The sequence below is a fragment of the Mycobacterium sp. AT1 genome (assembly GCF_002043095.1).
Classification (GTDB): Bacteria; Actinomycetota; Actinomycetes; order Mycobacteriales; family Mycobacteriaceae; genus Mycobacterium.
This window is the reverse complement of record NZ_MVOC01000111.1, coordinates 11,461-26,487: the sequence shown is the minus strand read 5'-3', so window position 1 is coordinate 26,487 and position 15,027 is coordinate 11,461. Positions and strand designations below refer to the sequence as shown.

Genomic DNA, 15,027 nt, shown 5'->3' with positions numbered 1-15,027 from the left:
ACGTGCCAGCTTAAATGAGGCTTGAATGGGTCAATGCCCGCGACCGTCGACGCGACTGCCGTCGCCGCCCTTGCCGACGAACCGATGGACTGGCGTTTCAAGGGTCTGCCGTCGCAGTGGTGGGGGCAGACCCCCGCCGAGGTGTGTGCCGGCGGCGTCGACCCGATCGCCGCTGGCGCCGTCGGGCCGCTGTGCGTGCTGCGCGAGTCCGCCATCGCCGACAACCTCTCGACGATGGCCGCGTGGTGCCGCGACCGGGGCGTCGAATTGGCCCCGCACGGCAAGACCCACATGGCCCCGCAGCTGCTCGCGCGGCAGTTCGACGCAGGCGCCACGGCCGTCACCCTGGCGACGATCAGTCAGGTGCGGACGTTTCGCGCGTTCGGCGTCAACCGCGTCGTACTGGCCAACGAGCTGGTCGACGAGGCCGGGTTGCGTTGGCTGGCAGCCGAATTGGACGACGACCCGAATTTCGGCCTGGTGTGTTGGGTCGACTCGCTGCGCGGGGTTGAGATCATGTCGGCCACCCTCGCCGCCGCAGGCGCCAGACGGCCGGTCGACGTCTGCGTCGAGGTGGGGATGGCCGGCGGGCGAACCGGCTGCCGGGGCGCCGACGCAGTCGATTCCGTCGCACGGGCCGCGGCCGCGTCCCGGCAGCTGCGGCTGGTAGGCGTCGCGGGTTACGAGGCCGCCACGGGACACGACGTGACCGGCGATGCCCGCGGGCGGGTGCGGGCCTACCTGCGGGAACTGCGGTCGGCGGTGGGCCGTCTGGCGACGACGTTCCAGGGCGACGAGGTGCTCGTCACGGCGGGCGGCAGCACGTACTTCGACCTGGTTTCCGACGAGCTCACGGGATGGGCGGGTGTCGGGCCGGTCCGCACGGTGCTGCGAAGCGGGTGCTACCTCACTCACGACGACGGGCTCTACGGTCGGACCTCACCGCTGACGGGAGCGTTCCGGCCCGCGCTGTCGGTATGGGCACAGGTGACGTCACGGCCCGAGCCCGATCTGGCCTTGGTGACGATGGGCCGACGCGACGTGTCCTTCGACCAGGACCTTCCGGTGCCGTACGGGCTCGCCGACAGCACCGTGCTGAAGCTGAACGACCAGCACGCCTATCTGCGGGTTGGATCAGCCGACCGCGATCGCGTCGAGGTGGGGACGTGGATCGAGTTCGGGATTTCCCATCCCTGCACGGTGTTCGACAAGTGGCAGATGATCCCGGCGCTCGACGACGACGGCAGGATCGTCGACCTGGTCCGCACGTTCTTCTGACGCCCGAGCTCTCAGAGGCGGGTGGAGACGTCGATCCAACCGAGCCGGCGGCTGATGGTCTCGGCCGCGGCGACGGTGCGCTTGGCGGTCGCGCCGAACTCGTTCTCGCCGAGCCGATAGGACGGCCCCGAGACGCTCAGCGCCGCGACGACCCGGCCGGACGCGTCGTACACCGGTGCGGCGACGGCGTTGAGCCCGACCTCCAGCTCTTCCCGGACGCATGCCCACCCCTGCTCGCGGACCACGTCCAGTTCGGCCTGTAGGGCGCTCCGCGTCGTGATGGTGGCGTCGGTGAACGACTCGAGCCGGGTGCCGACGGTTTCGCGCAGCGCAGCGTCGTCGAGCGCCGCGAGCAGCACCTTGCCGCTGGAGGTGGTGTGGGCCGGACAGCTCTGCCCCACCCAGGTGCGCAGGGCGATGCCGGCGGGGCCGATGGCTTCGGCGACGTTCACGATCCGGTCGCCGTCGAGGACGGCCAGATTCGTCGTCTCACCGGACTCGAGGGCAAGCGCGTCGCACGCGGCCTGACTTTGCTTCACGAGGTCGAGTTGGCCGCTGGTGGCGCGGGCCAGCCTGGCGATCGCGAAGCCCAACCGGTACTTGCCGCGGTCGGCGAGTTGCTCGACGTACCCGCGAGCTTCCAGCACCGAGATGATCCGGGACACGGTCGATTTGTGGACGCCCAGCTCGGCGGCGATCTCGGTGACACCAGCCTGCCCGTTGGTGGCCAGGATCTCCATGACCAGCAATGCACGGTCCACGGACTGGACGGACGCAGACCGTCCGCCGTCTTCTGGGGTCGTTCTGCTCTCCGGCCTCGGCATCGGTTCCGACCCTATACGGCCGGAATGCCGAAGTTGCCGACACGTCTCTGGACGGCGGCGATCTCGCGGAGTCCGTCGTTGAGCAAGCTCCGGTTCAGCGGGGACAGCTCGGACATGGTGATCACGTCACCGGGAACTTGCCCGACGAGGAGTTGCTCGACCTGATGGGTCATCCGCAGCCGCTGCAGCATCACGAAGACCTCGCCGAGAGTCGCCGCGTCACGCTCGCTCAGCGCGCCGCAGGCCGCGGCCGCCTCGAGCCGAGCCGGGGTCGACGCCGACGCGACGTCGCCAACCAGGCCGCCCCACCGCGCCAGGTTCACGATCGGCGTGACCGCGTGGCTCTTCAGGTCGAACGTGCCACCGCGACGCGACAGCACGTCGCGCAGGGACCGGGCGCGTACCCGACCGGACAGCGCGTCGAGCAGCTGCAGCCGCAACGCGTTCGGATGCTCGGCGCGCATCCTGCGGTAGGCAGCCGGGATCGTGTGCAGCGCGGTCTCGCCCCAGACCACCCGGCCGTCGAGCAGCAGCGAGGACAGGATCAACCCCTTGCCGACGAGCGGATCCTCTAGCCAACCACGGGCGGCTCGGGCCCAATCGCTTTGTGAGCGGGAGAAATTGGGACTCGAGGCGACGGCTCCGTTGCTGTCCGACGGCAGCCCACAACCGTCGAGGATGGCGTGGGCACGCCTCGCGATCGCCCTGAGCTGGTCGCCGACCGGCGACAGGTCGTCGCGCCAAGACAGCGCGCTGTCGACGTCCGAGGAGGGCATCGCCTCACGTCGTGCGATGCTGCCGAGGGTCAACCATGCGAAGCCCGACGTCGGAGTGCCCGCGTCCGACGGCGCCTCGGCGAGTGCGAGTTCCAGTGCCCGGCGGACCACGCTGTCGATCACGATCGAGAGGATGCCGCTCGTCGCGGATGCCTTCGTGCCGCTTCGGAACAGCGCGCTGGCGGTATGGGTGACGTGCTGCGCGGCGGCCTGCAGTTCGTCGGCGTCGGCGGCCAGACCGATGGAGCGCCGCAACATGAAGCTCTGCCTCGCCGAGGCCGCCAGGAGGTCGGCGTCTTCGAGGACGCCGATCACCTCGCCGCGCGCCGTGGTCACCGGCATGTGCCGAAGTCCGCTCTCCAGCATCGACATCAGCACCGTCTCGGCGGTCAGGTCGGCGGTGACGCGTCGCGCCGGTGCGCTCATCGCGCGGGTGATCGGCACGTCCACCGACAGCCCGGCCGCGACGACGCGAGTCCGAAGATCGCGGTCGGTGAAGATCCCGTACTCGCCGTCCGGCAACGAGATCAGCGCGTAGGACACGTGCCGTTCGGTCATCCGGATGACGGCGTCGCGCACCGAGACGTCGGGCGTGACGAGATGGACGTCCCCGTGCACCAATTCGCCGACCGGCCTGCTGTCGGCGACGGGAACCAGGGCGGGGCGACTGCCCGCGGTGACGCTCCACGCCGACGAGGCGAGGAACGCCAACCCGGCGGGCGTCGCGAACTGGGTACGCACCTGCTGGCCCGGCAACCGGATCAGGGTGCTCGGCTCGGTGGCTCGAGCCACGAACTCCATCCCGCCGCCGGTGAGCAGCGGGGTGTAGCCGAAGATGCCGCCCGGCTCGACGACGTCGACCGCCGAGCCGTCGGCGGCCTGCAGCGTCACGCGGCCCGTGCGAACCATCCACACGTCGCCGGGCACCTGCGCCGAGTAGTCGGCGATCACCGCGCCGGTGGCGAACGTGACCACGGTCGACCCGGCCGCCAGATCGGCGAGTTCGTCGGCGGACGCCGCCTGGAATGGCGTGTACCCGCCGAGGAACTCGCTCAGCTCCCCCGGATCAAGTCCGCACACTTCTCGGCCATGGTCATCACGGTGATGTTGGGGTTCACCGACGGCAGCTTCGGCATCGCCGACGCGTCGACCACCCGCAGCCGAGAAACGCCCTTGACCCGCAACTGCGGATCGAGCACGGCCATCGGGTCGCTCACCGCTCCCATCCGCGCGGTGGCCGCCGGGTGGTAGACGGTGTTGTGCGTCTGGTGCACGTAGTCGAGCAGCTCGTCGTCGGTGGTCGCGTCGGGCCCCGGCGCCAGCTCGCGCGCGATCCAGCCCTTCAGCGGCGCCTGCTCGGCGATCTTGCGGGCCAACCGAACACCGGCGAGCATGATCCGCTCGTCGTAGCCGTCGGGATCGGTGAAGTAACGGGGGTCGACCCGGGGCCGGTCGCGATAGTCGAGGCTGCGCAAGCGAACGGTTCCGCGCGAGTGGCCCTGAGTCACGTTGGGCGTCAAGCAGAATCCGTTGTCCGTCGTCGGGTAGCCGCGTCGCAACGTGTTCATGTCGAACGGCACGCTGCCGTAGTGCATCATCAGGTCGGGCTGGGACAGACCCTCGTCGACGCAGGTGAAGAGACCGATCTCCCACCACTGGGTCGAGGTGGTCACCATTGGTTTGGCGGCCTCCCAGAACACCAGCCCCTCGACGTGGTCGTCGAGGTTGGACCCGACGCCCGGTGAGTCGACCCGAACCGCGACGCCCATCTCCCTGAGGTGGTCGGCGGGACCGATTCCGGAGAGCATCAACAACTTCGGCGTGTCGATGGATCCGGCGGTGACGATCACCTCGCGGCGCGCCGACACGGTGTCGTAGCCGGTGAGGTCGGGACGTTGATACCGCACGCCGGTGGCGGCATTGGACTCGTCGAAGAGAATCTCCGAGACCCAGCAGCCGGTGCGGACCTCCAGATTCTTGCGGGAGTCCAGGATTGGGTGCAGATACGCGTGCGAGGTGGACATGCGGGTGCCGTCGGCGCCCACGTTGATCTGGAACCAGCCCGCGCCGTTGCGCACGGTGTCGCCACGGTTGAACGCAACCGTCGGCAGCCCAGCCAGTGCCGCTGCCTCGAGCACCGCGATGCCGCATGGGTCGACGGGCGGCACGTCCTGAAGGCGAACCGGGCCGTCGTGCCCGTGGTCCCCTGGCGCGTCGTTGGTCTCCAAACGCCGGACCAGCGGCAGGATTTCGGCCGACCCCCAACCGGTGGCGCCCATCTCGACCCACTCGTCGAGGCATTCGGCGGGCGGGTGGAACGCGATGCACGAGTTGTGCGACGAGCACCCACCGAGCACCTTCGCGCGGGCGTGCCGCATGAAGCTGTTGCCCTTCTCCTGCGGTTCGACGGGGTAGTCCCAGTCGTAGCCGGAGTCGAGCAGGTGCATCCACTTCGCCAGGGGCAGGATGTCGTCGTTGCCGACGTCGGTCGGGCCGGCCTCGACCAGACACACCGTCACGTCGGGGTCCTCCGACAGGCGGGCGGCCAGCACGCAGCCGGCCGTCCCGCCGCCGGCGATGACGTAATCGAACTGATCGTCAGACATCGATGCCGGGGATCTTCGCAACGGCGGCATGCGATTCCAGCGTGCCGATGTGGTGGCGGCCCTTCACGGCGTACCACAGAAGACCCGCGCCGAGGATGACGCCGATGTAGATGAAGGCGCCCCACTGGTAGTACCAGCCCTCGCCGTACACCGCGACCCGCGGCCAGGCGAGGTTCAGTGCCATCGCCGCGCCCCACACCACGGCGACGATGTTCACCAGCATGCCCCACTTGCCCATCGTGAAGTAGCCGCCCTCGGCGAGATCCTTTGGCGGCCACTGCCCCTGGAGTCGCTTCTTCAGAAGCGGTCCCGTCACCATCAGGTAGGCGAGATAGATCATGATGATGGCGATCGAGGTCAGCACCGTGAAGATCTTGGCCTGGCCGACGTTGATCACCAGGATGAGCACGGCGAGCACGCCGATGATGACCGCGGGAACGATCGGGGTCTGCGTCTTGGGATGAACGCGAGCCAGCTTCTCTCCGAAGGGAAGTGCGTTGTCGCGTGCCATGGCGAAGGTGAGCCGGATGGCCGCGGTGTGGACCGCCAGCGTGCACACCGTCACCGCGATGACGATGCAGATCAGGAAGATCGTGCCAAGCGGGCCCCACATGACCTGCTCGACGATGTACTGCAGACCGCCGGTGCTCTCGCCGAGCGCCGGGTCCTCCAGGTTGGGTGCGGCCATCACCGCGAACACCAGGATGCCGCCACCAATCACGAAGGACGCCAGGATCGCCCGGAAGATGGCCTTCGGTGCGGTGCGGCGCGGTTCGACGGTCTCTTCGCCCAGCGAGCTGGCCGTGTCGAAGCCGTACATGACGTAACCCGATGCAAGCGAGGCGATCAGGAAGGCGCCGAGGTAGCCCGTGCTCTCCCCCGCCCCGTAGCCGTTGGTCGAGAAGAAGATGTCGGGACTGCGCTTGATGTTGAATCCGAGGAGCACCACGATCAACACGGCGGCGATGAGTTCGATGAAGACGCCCGCGCTGTTGATTCGGGCCATGAGCTTGACGCCAAGAGCGTTGACCAGTGTCGTGAACGCGATCAGGACGGTGCCGAGCAGGACGGCGTTGGCGGGGCCGTCGTACTCACCCGTGCCGTCGCCGATGATCTGGAAGCCGCTCCACAGCCGGGGAAGATTGAGCTGATAGGCCAGCGCGACGGCCGAGATCGTCACGATCGACGCCGTCAGCATGAGCCAGCCCGACATCCATCCGACGATCCGGCTCGCGAGCATCTTCGACCAGTTGTAGACCGCTCCCGCGATCGGGTATTTGGCGGCCAGCTCCATGAAGCACAGCGCCACGGCCATCTGGCCGACGAACACGATCGGCCACGACCACAGGTAGGCCGGTCCCGCCGTGCCGAAGCCGAAGTAGAACAGCTGAAAAGTGCCGGTGAGGATGGAGATGTAGCTGACCCCGGCGGCGAAGCTGGCGAACTTGCCAATGCTTCGGTCGAGGGATTCCTTGTAGCCAAAGTCGTCCAAGCCGCCACTGTCGGCGCTCAGAGCGTTCGGGTCGACTGCCATTAAACGTCCTCTCGAAAGGTTCGGCTATACACCCTTGAACCAGCCCGCGGGTTTCGGCGCGACGTTGTGCCAGATATGTTTGAGCTCTTGATATTCCGCGAGCCCGGCGGGGCCAAGCTCGCGACCGTTCCCAGACTTCCCGTATCCGCCCCACTCCGCTGCCGCGGTGTAGTAGCCAAAGTCGTTCAGCCACACCGTGCCGTGCCTCAACGCGCGCACCACACGTTCGCCCCGCGCCGGGTCGGACGTCCGAACGCCCGCCGCGAGACCGTATTCCGTGTCGTTCCCGAGGCGGATCGCCTCGGCTTCTTCGGTGAACCGCTCCACCGTCAGAATCGGACCGAAGGTCTCCTCCTGGACGATCGCCATGGAACGGTCACACCGGTCGAAGATCGTCGGCAGATAGAAGCTGCCAGCCGCCAGCGCCGGATCGGTGGGCCGCGATCCGCCGGTGACGAGCGTCGCCCCCTCCGAGATCGCCGACGCCACATGGGCTTCCACCTTGGCCCGGTGTTGCTCTGACACCAGCGGACCGGTCTCGCTGGCCGGATCCATGCCGTCACCCATCCGGATCTTCTCGGCACGGGCGACGAGAGCGGTGACGAACTCGTCGGCGATCGACTCCTCGACGATCAGCCTGGTGCCTGCCGAGCAGACCTGACCGGAGTGCAGGAACACCCCCGTCAGCACCTGGTCGACGGCGGCGTCCCACGCGTCTCCGGTCCCGATGTCGGCGAACACGATGTGCGGATTCTTGCCACCGAGTTCCACGGCCACCTTTGTGACGTGCTCGGCGGCGACCTTGGAGATGGTCCGCCCGGTGGCGAGTCCGCCGGTGAACGAGATGAAGTCGACGTCGCCGTTGTCGGTCAGGGCGGCGCCAAGGGCCGCGCCGCTGCCCTGCACCAGGTTGACCACTCCGCCGGGCACGCCCGCCTCTTCGAGCAGGTGCACGAAGGCGATGGTCGACAAGGGGGTGACTTCGCTGGGCTTGGCGACCATGGTGCAGCCGGCGCCAAGCGCGGGGGCGATCTTCCACGACATCTGCAACAGCGGGTAGTTCCATGGCGCGATGAGGACGCACACCCCGATGGGCTCCCGAACGACACGACTGATGACGTCGGGATCGCCGACGTCGACGACCCGGTCGGCCTGCACGCCAACCAGCTTCGAGTAGTAGCGGAACACCGACGTCACGTCGTCAATGTCGATCCGACTCTCCGCCAGGGTCTTTCCGGTGTCGCGGGTCTCGAGCAGCGACAGTTCTTCCCGGTCGCGCTGTAGCAGATCGGCTATCCGCATCAGCAGCGCCGCCCGTTCGGCGACGGGCGTTGCGGGCCAAGCCCCGTCGTCGAACGCCGCCCTGGCCGCCTGGACGGCATCCCTGGCGTCGGCGTCGGTTGCCTCGTCGACCACGGCGGCGATGCTTCCATCGGCCGGGTTGACGATCTCGCGGGTCCCGGCGTCGGACGCGTGACGCCACCGCCCGCCGACGTAGAGGTCGGGCTCACCGTTCACATGTCACCTCGCGTCGTGGCGTCAGGGTGGGCGCCGATTCGGGACACTACCCACTCGTGGAACTCCGCGATGTGATGTTCGGAAGGAACGAGTACGCCACCGTTGCGATAGGCGCGCGACGACATCGCGGGCTGAGTGCGCTCGCAGGCGTCGAAGTCCTGCTGGTTGACCCGGTGGAACAGCTCGACCGAACGGGAGACGTCGCGACCCTGCTCCACCACGTCCGCGGTGTAGAGCCAGTCGCATTCGACGATGGTGCGATCCGGGGCGAGCGGATACATCCGGTGGAAGATGATGTGGTCGGGCACGAGGTTCACGAAGACCGTCGGCTTGATGGTGATGGCGTAGTAGCGGCGATCCTGGTCCTCGGTGACGCCGGGAAGGGTGTCGAAGCCTGCGCTGCCGTCGATGGTGAAACCGGATATGTCGGAACCGAATTCGGCGCCATGTCCCACGTAGTACTGCGCCGCGAGGCCCTGGGCGAATTCGGGGAGTACCTCGGTGAGCTCGGGGTGGATCGTGGCGCAGTGGTAGCACTCCATGAAGTTCTCGACGATGAGCTTCCAGTTGGCCGCCACGTCGTAGACCACCCGGCGGCCGACGCTCAAACTTGCGATGTCGTAGTGGTCGACGGCGGTCGGATCGCCGAGGCGGCGGGTGACCTCGCCGATCACGTCGTCGTCGAACGACGGCGGTTCGTCGGCAAGGCAGACCCACGCGTAGCCGAGCCACTCGGTCAGCGCGACCGGAATCAGCCCGTACTTGTAGCGGTCGATGCCCTCACCGGAGGCCTCCTTCAGCGACGCCAGGTTCGGCGCGGCGATCAACTTGCCGTCGAGCGCGTAGGTCCAGGCGTGATACGGGCACTGCAGGCTCCGCTTGACCTGGCCTTCGGACTCGGTGCACAGCGCGGCGCCGCGGTGGCGGCAGACGTTCAGGAACGCCCGCAGGGCGCCGTCCTTGCCGCGGACCACCAGCACGCTCTCGCGCCCGATCTGCACGTTCTTGAACTGACCGGGGTTGGCCAGTTCACTGGAGCGGGCGGCGCAGAACCAGAGCTTCTCGAATATCTCGTTCTGTTCGGCGGCGAAAATCGTTGCACTGGTGTAGAAGTCACCGGCAAGGGTGGCCAGCAGCGCAGGCGAGTTCTCGGTCGTGGTCATCGCGTTCCTCTGGTCATCGCCTAATTAGGGCCATCTCGGGGTCCACTATCGGCTCGGCGTGCACCGTTGCGCCGTAGCGGCTACCTCGGTAGTCGACGGCGACCACGTCACCCGGCGCGGTGGACGCGGGGAGCCACGCGTAGGCGATGCAACGCCCGATCGTGGCCGAGTAGGCGGCACTGGTCACGTAGCCGGCACAGTCCGGGGAGCCGTCCAGGAACACCGGCTCCTTGCCGAGCACCACGGCCGTCGGGTCGTGGAAGACGATGCTGCGCAATGCCTTTTCTGGCGGTGGGGCCGCTTCCAGAGCGGCCTTGCCGACGAAGTCGTCCTTGGTCATCCGGACGGCGAAGTCCAGTCCGGCCGCCGCGGGAAGGTGCTCGGCCGTCACGTCGGTGCCCCACGAACGGTAGGCCTTCTCGATGCGCAGGCTGTTGAAGGCGATCCGGCCTGCGGCGATGACGCCGTGGTCCTGCCCGGCGTTCCACAACAGGTCCCACAGCGCGGCCCCGTATGCCGCGTCGGCGTAGATCTCCCACCCGAGTTCGCCGACGTAGGACACCCGCATCATGGTCACCGGGATGGCGCCGAGATGAGTCGACATGGCGCGGAAGTACTTGAAGCCATCATGGGAGAGGTCGTCATGACACAGCGGCTGAACCAGGTCCCTGGCCGCGGGCCCCCACAGGCCGACACAGCACGTGCCGCCGGTGACGTCGCGGACCGTCACGCTGCCGTCCTCGGGCAGGTGACGGGTGAGCCAGTCGAAGTCGGTTGGCCCGTTGGCGCCGACCTGGAAACGGTCGGGAGCCAGCCGGGCGACGGTGAGATCGCTTCGGACGCCGCCCGTTTCGTCGAGCATCATCGTGTAGGTGACCGACCCGACGCTCTTGTCGACGTTGTTGGTGGTCAGCCGCTGCAGCAGCTCGACCGCACCGCGGCCCGCAACCTCGTAACGGGTCAGCGGCGTCATGTCGTACATCGCGACGTGGTGGCGGGTCCAGTGGGCCTCGGCAATCGAGATCGGCGACCAGAACTTCGCCGACCATTCGTCGCGCTCGGGGAACGCCAGGCCCTCGTCGCGGAGCCGTTGCGCCAGTTCGCCGTTCGCCTCGTACCAGGCCGGCCGTTCCCAGCCCCCACCTTCGAAGAAGAAGGCGCCGAGCTCTTGCTGACGCGCGTAGAACGGGCTGGTACGGAGCCCGCGCAGCGCGTCGCGAAACTGATGCGGATGGATGATGTCGTACACCTCGACGAACGCCTGCGAACTGGTCGTCAGGATGAAGTCGTCGGTGCGGGCGACGTCCTCGAAGCGGTAGAGGTCGCATTCGTGGACGTCGACCGACGGGGTGCCGTCGACGATCCATTCCGCGGTGGCCTTGGCGATGCCAGCCGAGTGCGTCACCCAGACCGCCTCCGCGACCCAGAAGCCGCTGAGCTCGCGGTGCTCACCCATGATGGAGAAGCCGTCGGGGGTGAACGAGAAGATCCCGTTGAATCCCTGCTCTACCTTCGAATCGGAGAGCACGGGAAGGAGTTTCGTGGACTCTCGCCAGGCGGGGGCGAAGTCTTCCTCGGTGAACGGAAGCATCGACGGCATCTGCTCGCCTGCAGTGTCGGCCGCAAGGGATGACATGTCGACTGGCATCGGGTCGTGCCCGTAGTACCCGATCCCGATCCGGTCGACGTGCTCCCGGAAGTACAGGTCCTGATCCTGATGACGCAGGATGGGCAGCCTGGCCTCGGTCAGTTCGGTGTTGCGGCCGACGAGCGGTTCGATCCGGCCGGTCGTCGCATACTGGTGCGCCATCGGGACCAGCGGCACGACGAGACCGACCTGCTTGGCCAGCTGGGCGCCCCAGAACCCGGCACAACACACGACGACGTCGGCGGGGATGACGCCGTCGGCGGTCCGAACGCCCGTCACCTTGCGGCCGTCGTCGACGATGCCGAGCACCTCGGTGTGGGGGCGGAACGTCGCGCCGCGGGCGGTCGCCGCGCGCGCCTGGGCCTCCACGGCCCTGATCGCCTTGACCAAACCGTCGGTGGGAGTGTGGAACCCGCCGAGGATGCGGTCGGCGTCCAGCAGGGGGTGCATCTCCGCGCATTGCCCTGCGGTCAGAAGTTCGCCTGCGATGCCCCAGGATTGGGCCCAGCCCGCCTTGCGGTGCAGATCGGCCCAGCGCTCCGGGGTCGACGCCACCTCGAGTCCGCCCGTCGGGTTGAAGGCCCAGCCGTCGGGATGATCGAGGGCACTGAACTTCTCGACGGTGTACTTCGCGAACTCCGACATCGACTTCGACGGATTGGTCTGGAACACCAGACCGGGGGCGTGCGACGTCGACCCACCCGTGGCGAACAGCGGACCGCGGTCGACAACGGTGACGTCGGTCCAGCCTCGGGCGGTGAGTTCGTCGGCCAACGAGCTTCCGACGATTCCCGCACCGATGACGACGACCTTGGGGGCTGCCAAGGAATCCTCCGACTGTTGCATGGAGCGCAACGCTCACGCGATGCGCAACACATGATTCTCCCGCGGACGTCACACGTCAACAGGAAGAAACGGGGAGTCCGAAACTGGGAGAAACGGGGCTAGCGAGCCGGTCTGAGCTTGCTCCGGCCGTCGTTCTGGTTGCGCTCGAACACCAGGCGCAGACCCTCCAGGGTGAGGTGCTGGTCGTAGTGCGCAACGGTGTCCAGATCGGGCAGCAACAGCGGCGCCGTGTGTCCGGTGGCCACGATCGCGACGTCGTCGCCCGCAAAGCCGTCGACGTCGGATCGAATCCGGCTGACCAGACCGTCGACCAGGCCCGCGAAGCCGAACACCGCGCCGGCCTGCATGCACTCCACGGTGTTCTTGCCGACCACCGAACGCGGGCGGGTCAACTCGACCCGACGCAGGGCCGCCGACCGGGCGGCCGCCGCGTCCGAGGACACCTGGATGCCCGGCGCGATGGCTCCGCCGAGGAACTCCCCCTTGGCCGACACCACGTCGACGCAGATCGACGACCCGAAGTCGACGACGATCGCCGCACTGGCGTACTTCTGGTACGCCGCAAGGCAATTGACGATCCGGTCGGCGCCGACTTCCTTGGGATTGTCGACGAGCAACGGGATGCCCGTCCGCACGCCCGGCTCGATGAGCACGTGCGGCACCGAAGACCAGTACTGGTCGAGCATCACGCGAATCTCGTGCAGCACCGACGGCACGGTCGACAACCCGGTCGCGCCAGTCAGCCGTTCGGCGTCGTCGCCGATCAAACCGTCGATCGTCAGGGCCAACTCGTCAGCGGTGACCTCGGCCTCGGTGCGAATGCGCCAGTGGTGCACCACTTTTGCGTGGTCGCCCGAACCGGAGATCAGTCCGACGACGGTATGGGTGTTGCGGACGTCGATCGCGAGCAGCACGGCGTCAATTCCTCCACGGCAGTTCGCGGCTCTGACCCGATTCGACGCGCGAATGCCCGTCGATTCCCGCTGCCGCGCCGACGTCGACCGCGATGTTGTCCAGCAACCTGGTGGTGCCGATCTTGGCGGCGACCACCATCCTGGCGGATCCCTCCGCTGGCGTCGGACCCAGCCACGGGTCCCTGATCTCGAGGTAGTCGACCTCGAGATCAGGCACTTCGACGAGCACGGCGCGGGCGGCGTCCAGCGCCTCCGCCGCGCCATGGGAGGCGGCGTACATGCCGGCGAGCAGCGCCGCCGACAGGGCTCCCGCCTGCTCGCGCTGGTCGGAGTCCAAGTACCGGTTGCGCGAGGACATGGCGAGCCCGTCGGCTTCTCGCACAATCGGCACTCCGACGATCTTGACGTCGAGATCGAGGTCGTCCGACATCTGCCGAATCAGCACCAACTGCTGGTAGTCCTTCTCGCCGAAGAACGCCTGATCGGGTCGGACGATCTGCAGCAGCTTCAGCACGACGGTGAGCATCCCCGCGAAGTGCGTTGGGCGGGAAGCACCTTCGAGCTCGGCGCCGAGCGGGCCGGGCTGAACCGTCGTCCGCTGACCGTGCGGATACATGTCGGCCGCGGTGGGCGCGAACACGATCTCGACACCCTCGCCCCGAAGCAGCGCCACGTCGTCGTCAAGCGTCCGGGGATAGGCGTCGAGATCCTCGCCAGCGCCGAACTGCAACGGGTTGACGAAGATCGACACGACCACGACCGCACCCGGCACGCGTTTGGCCGTCCGCACCAGAGCCAGGTGACCCTCGTGCAGCGCCCCCATCGTCGGCACCAGGACGACGCGTCGTCCGGTGGTGCGAAGCGCGCGGGAGACGTCGGCGACGTCCCGGACCTTGGTGTAGACGTTGAGCTCACCTGCGGCGAACTTCGGCGGTTTGTGGACGCTCACGGGCGACCCCCTTCATTCGGCTGGTCTGTCAGCGCGTCGAATACGTCGGCCGGGGCATGTGCCCGCTGCGCCGTCCTCAGTGAGTTGGCCCGGTATGCCTGTGCGAGTGCGGAATCCACGTCCTCGAGGGCGTGGAGATGACGGGTGACGGCGGCGGAGTCACCGCGGGCCACGGGTCCGGTCAGTGCGGACTGACCGCGTTGCAACGCGTTCTCCAGCGACGCGCGCGCCAGCGGCGCGAGGACGCGCTCGGCGATGCCGCCTGGGGCGTCGCCGACGGCTTCCTGGCCGAGGAGTTCCTGCCCGCGGAGTGCGGCACGCAGCGCCTCGACCGCGTCGAGAACCACGGTGACGACGTGATTGCCCCCGTGGGCCAGCGCTGCGTGATAGAGCGGCCGGGCGTCCTCCGGCACGCCGAATGGCTCGCCACCGATCTCCAACACCAACGACTGGGCGACCGCGTACCCCACGTCGTCGGCCGCGGTGATGCCGAAGCACGCGCCGGAGAGCCTGGTCAGGTCCTCGTCGGAGCCGGTGAACGTCATCGCGGGGTGAATCGCCAACGGGATGCACCCGAGTTCGGCCAGCGGGGCGAGCACGGCGATGCCGTTGGCTCCCGAGGTGTGCACGACGATGGTGCCCGGCCGGACCGATCCCGTGGCGGCCAGTCCCGCGACGACTCCGGCGAGTTCGACGTCGGGGATCGCCAGGATCAGCAACTCGGCATTGGCGGCGACGTCTTGGACGGGCAGCACCTGGGTGTCGGGGAGTCGGCGCTCGGCCCGCTGACGCGACGCTCGCGATATCGCGCTACATGCGACGACGACGTGCTCGGCCCGCTCGAGGGCAACGCCAAGGGCCGTCCCCACCCGGCCTGCGGAGATGATGCCCACCGCGAGCCGGGCCGGACGCAGTCCGTCGGGCTGCACCATCGCAGACGACCTCGCAGGCTAGTGGTTGTGAGCGTCGAG

The 15,027-nt window shown here is 68.0% G+C and carries 11 protein-coding genes; 1 reads left to right on the top strand and 10 read right to left on the bottom strand.

Annotated elements, in window-relative coordinates; genetic code table 11:
- Window positions 1–33 precede the first annotated feature (33 nt).
- The gene (locus B1790_RS33465; protein ID WP_079927568.1) at window positions 34–1,278 is read left to right on the top strand and encodes an alanine racemase; all 1,245 of its coding nucleotides are present in this window, start codon (window positions 34–36) and stop codon (window positions 1,276–1,278) included.
- An 11-nt stretch (window positions 1,279–1,289) separates the two neighbouring features.
- Here the strand turns inward: B1790_RS33465 and B1790_RS33460 are convergent, their stop codons facing one another.
- From B1790_RS33460 to B1790_RS33415, 10 genes are all read right to left on the bottom strand, one after another.
- Window positions 1,290–2,102 (bottom strand): IclR family transcriptional regulator, encoded by an 813-nt coding sequence (locus tag B1790_RS33460; RefSeq protein WP_079927567.1) that lies wholly within the window; start codon window positions 2,100–2,102, stop codon window positions 1,290–1,292.
- Between the two features lie 11 nt (window positions 2,103–2,113).
- On the bottom strand, window positions 2,114–3,958 hold the full coding sequence (locus B1790_RS33455) for a putative nucleotidyltransferase substrate binding domain-containing protein (RefSeq protein ID WP_142271672.1): 1,845 nt from the start codon (window positions 3,956–3,958) through the stop codon (window positions 2,114–2,116).
- The gene (locus B1790_RS33450) at window positions 3,931–5,484 is read right to left on the bottom strand and encodes a GMC family oxidoreductase (protein WP_079927566.1); all 1,554 of its coding nucleotides are present in this window, start codon (window positions 5,482–5,484) and stop codon (window positions 3,931–3,933) included. Before B1790_RS33450 ends, B1790_RS33455 begins: the two co-directional genes overlap by 28 nt.
- Entirely contained in the window at window positions 5,477–7,018 is a 1,542-nt protein-coding gene (locus B1790_RS33445) for an APC family permease (RefSeq protein ID WP_079927565.1), read from the bottom strand. The genes B1790_RS33450 and B1790_RS33445 overlap by 8 nt, the downstream gene beginning before the upstream one ends.
- 24 nt (window positions 7,019–7,042) lie before the next feature.
- Window positions 7,043–8,536 carry an aldehyde dehydrogenase family protein gene (locus B1790_RS33440; RefSeq protein ID WP_079927564.1) on the bottom strand — a complete coding sequence of 498 codons (1,494 nt, stop codon included), beginning with the start codon at window positions 8,534–8,536 and terminating at the stop codon, window positions 7,043–7,045.
- The gene (locus B1790_RS33435; RefSeq protein ID WP_079927563.1) at window positions 8,533–9,699 is read right to left on the bottom strand and encodes an aromatic ring-hydroxylating dioxygenase subunit alpha; all 1,167 of its coding nucleotides are present in this window, start codon (window positions 9,697–9,699) and stop codon (window positions 8,533–8,535) included. The genes B1790_RS33440 and B1790_RS33435 overlap by 4 nt, the downstream gene beginning before the upstream one ends.
- Before the next feature lie 13 nt (window positions 9,700–9,712).
- Window positions 9,713–12,193: an FAD-dependent oxidoreductase gene (locus B1790_RS33430; RefSeq protein ID WP_079927562.1), complete on the bottom strand. Its 2,481-nt coding sequence runs from the start codon at window positions 12,191–12,193 to the stop codon at window positions 9,713–9,715.
- Between the two features lie 98 nt (window positions 12,194–12,291).
- Window positions 12,292–13,107: a type III pantothenate kinase gene (locus B1790_RS33425; RefSeq protein WP_079927561.1), complete on the bottom strand. Its 816-nt coding sequence runs from the start codon at window positions 13,105–13,107 to the stop codon at window positions 12,292–12,294.
- Between the two features lie 4 nt (window positions 13,108–13,111).
- Window positions 13,112–14,056 (bottom strand): pantoate--beta-alanine ligase, encoded by a 945-nt coding sequence (gene panC / locus B1790_RS33420; RefSeq protein ID WP_079927560.1) that lies wholly within the window; start codon window positions 14,054–14,056, stop codon window positions 13,112–13,114.
- On the bottom strand, window positions 14,053–14,988 hold the full coding sequence (locus B1790_RS33415) for a Rossmann-like and DUF2520 domain-containing protein (RefSeq protein ID WP_079927559.1): 936 nt from the start codon (window positions 14,986–14,988) through the stop codon (window positions 14,053–14,055). The genes panC and B1790_RS33415 overlap by 4 nt, the downstream gene beginning before the upstream one ends.
- Window positions 14,989–15,027: the final 39 nt, after the last annotated feature.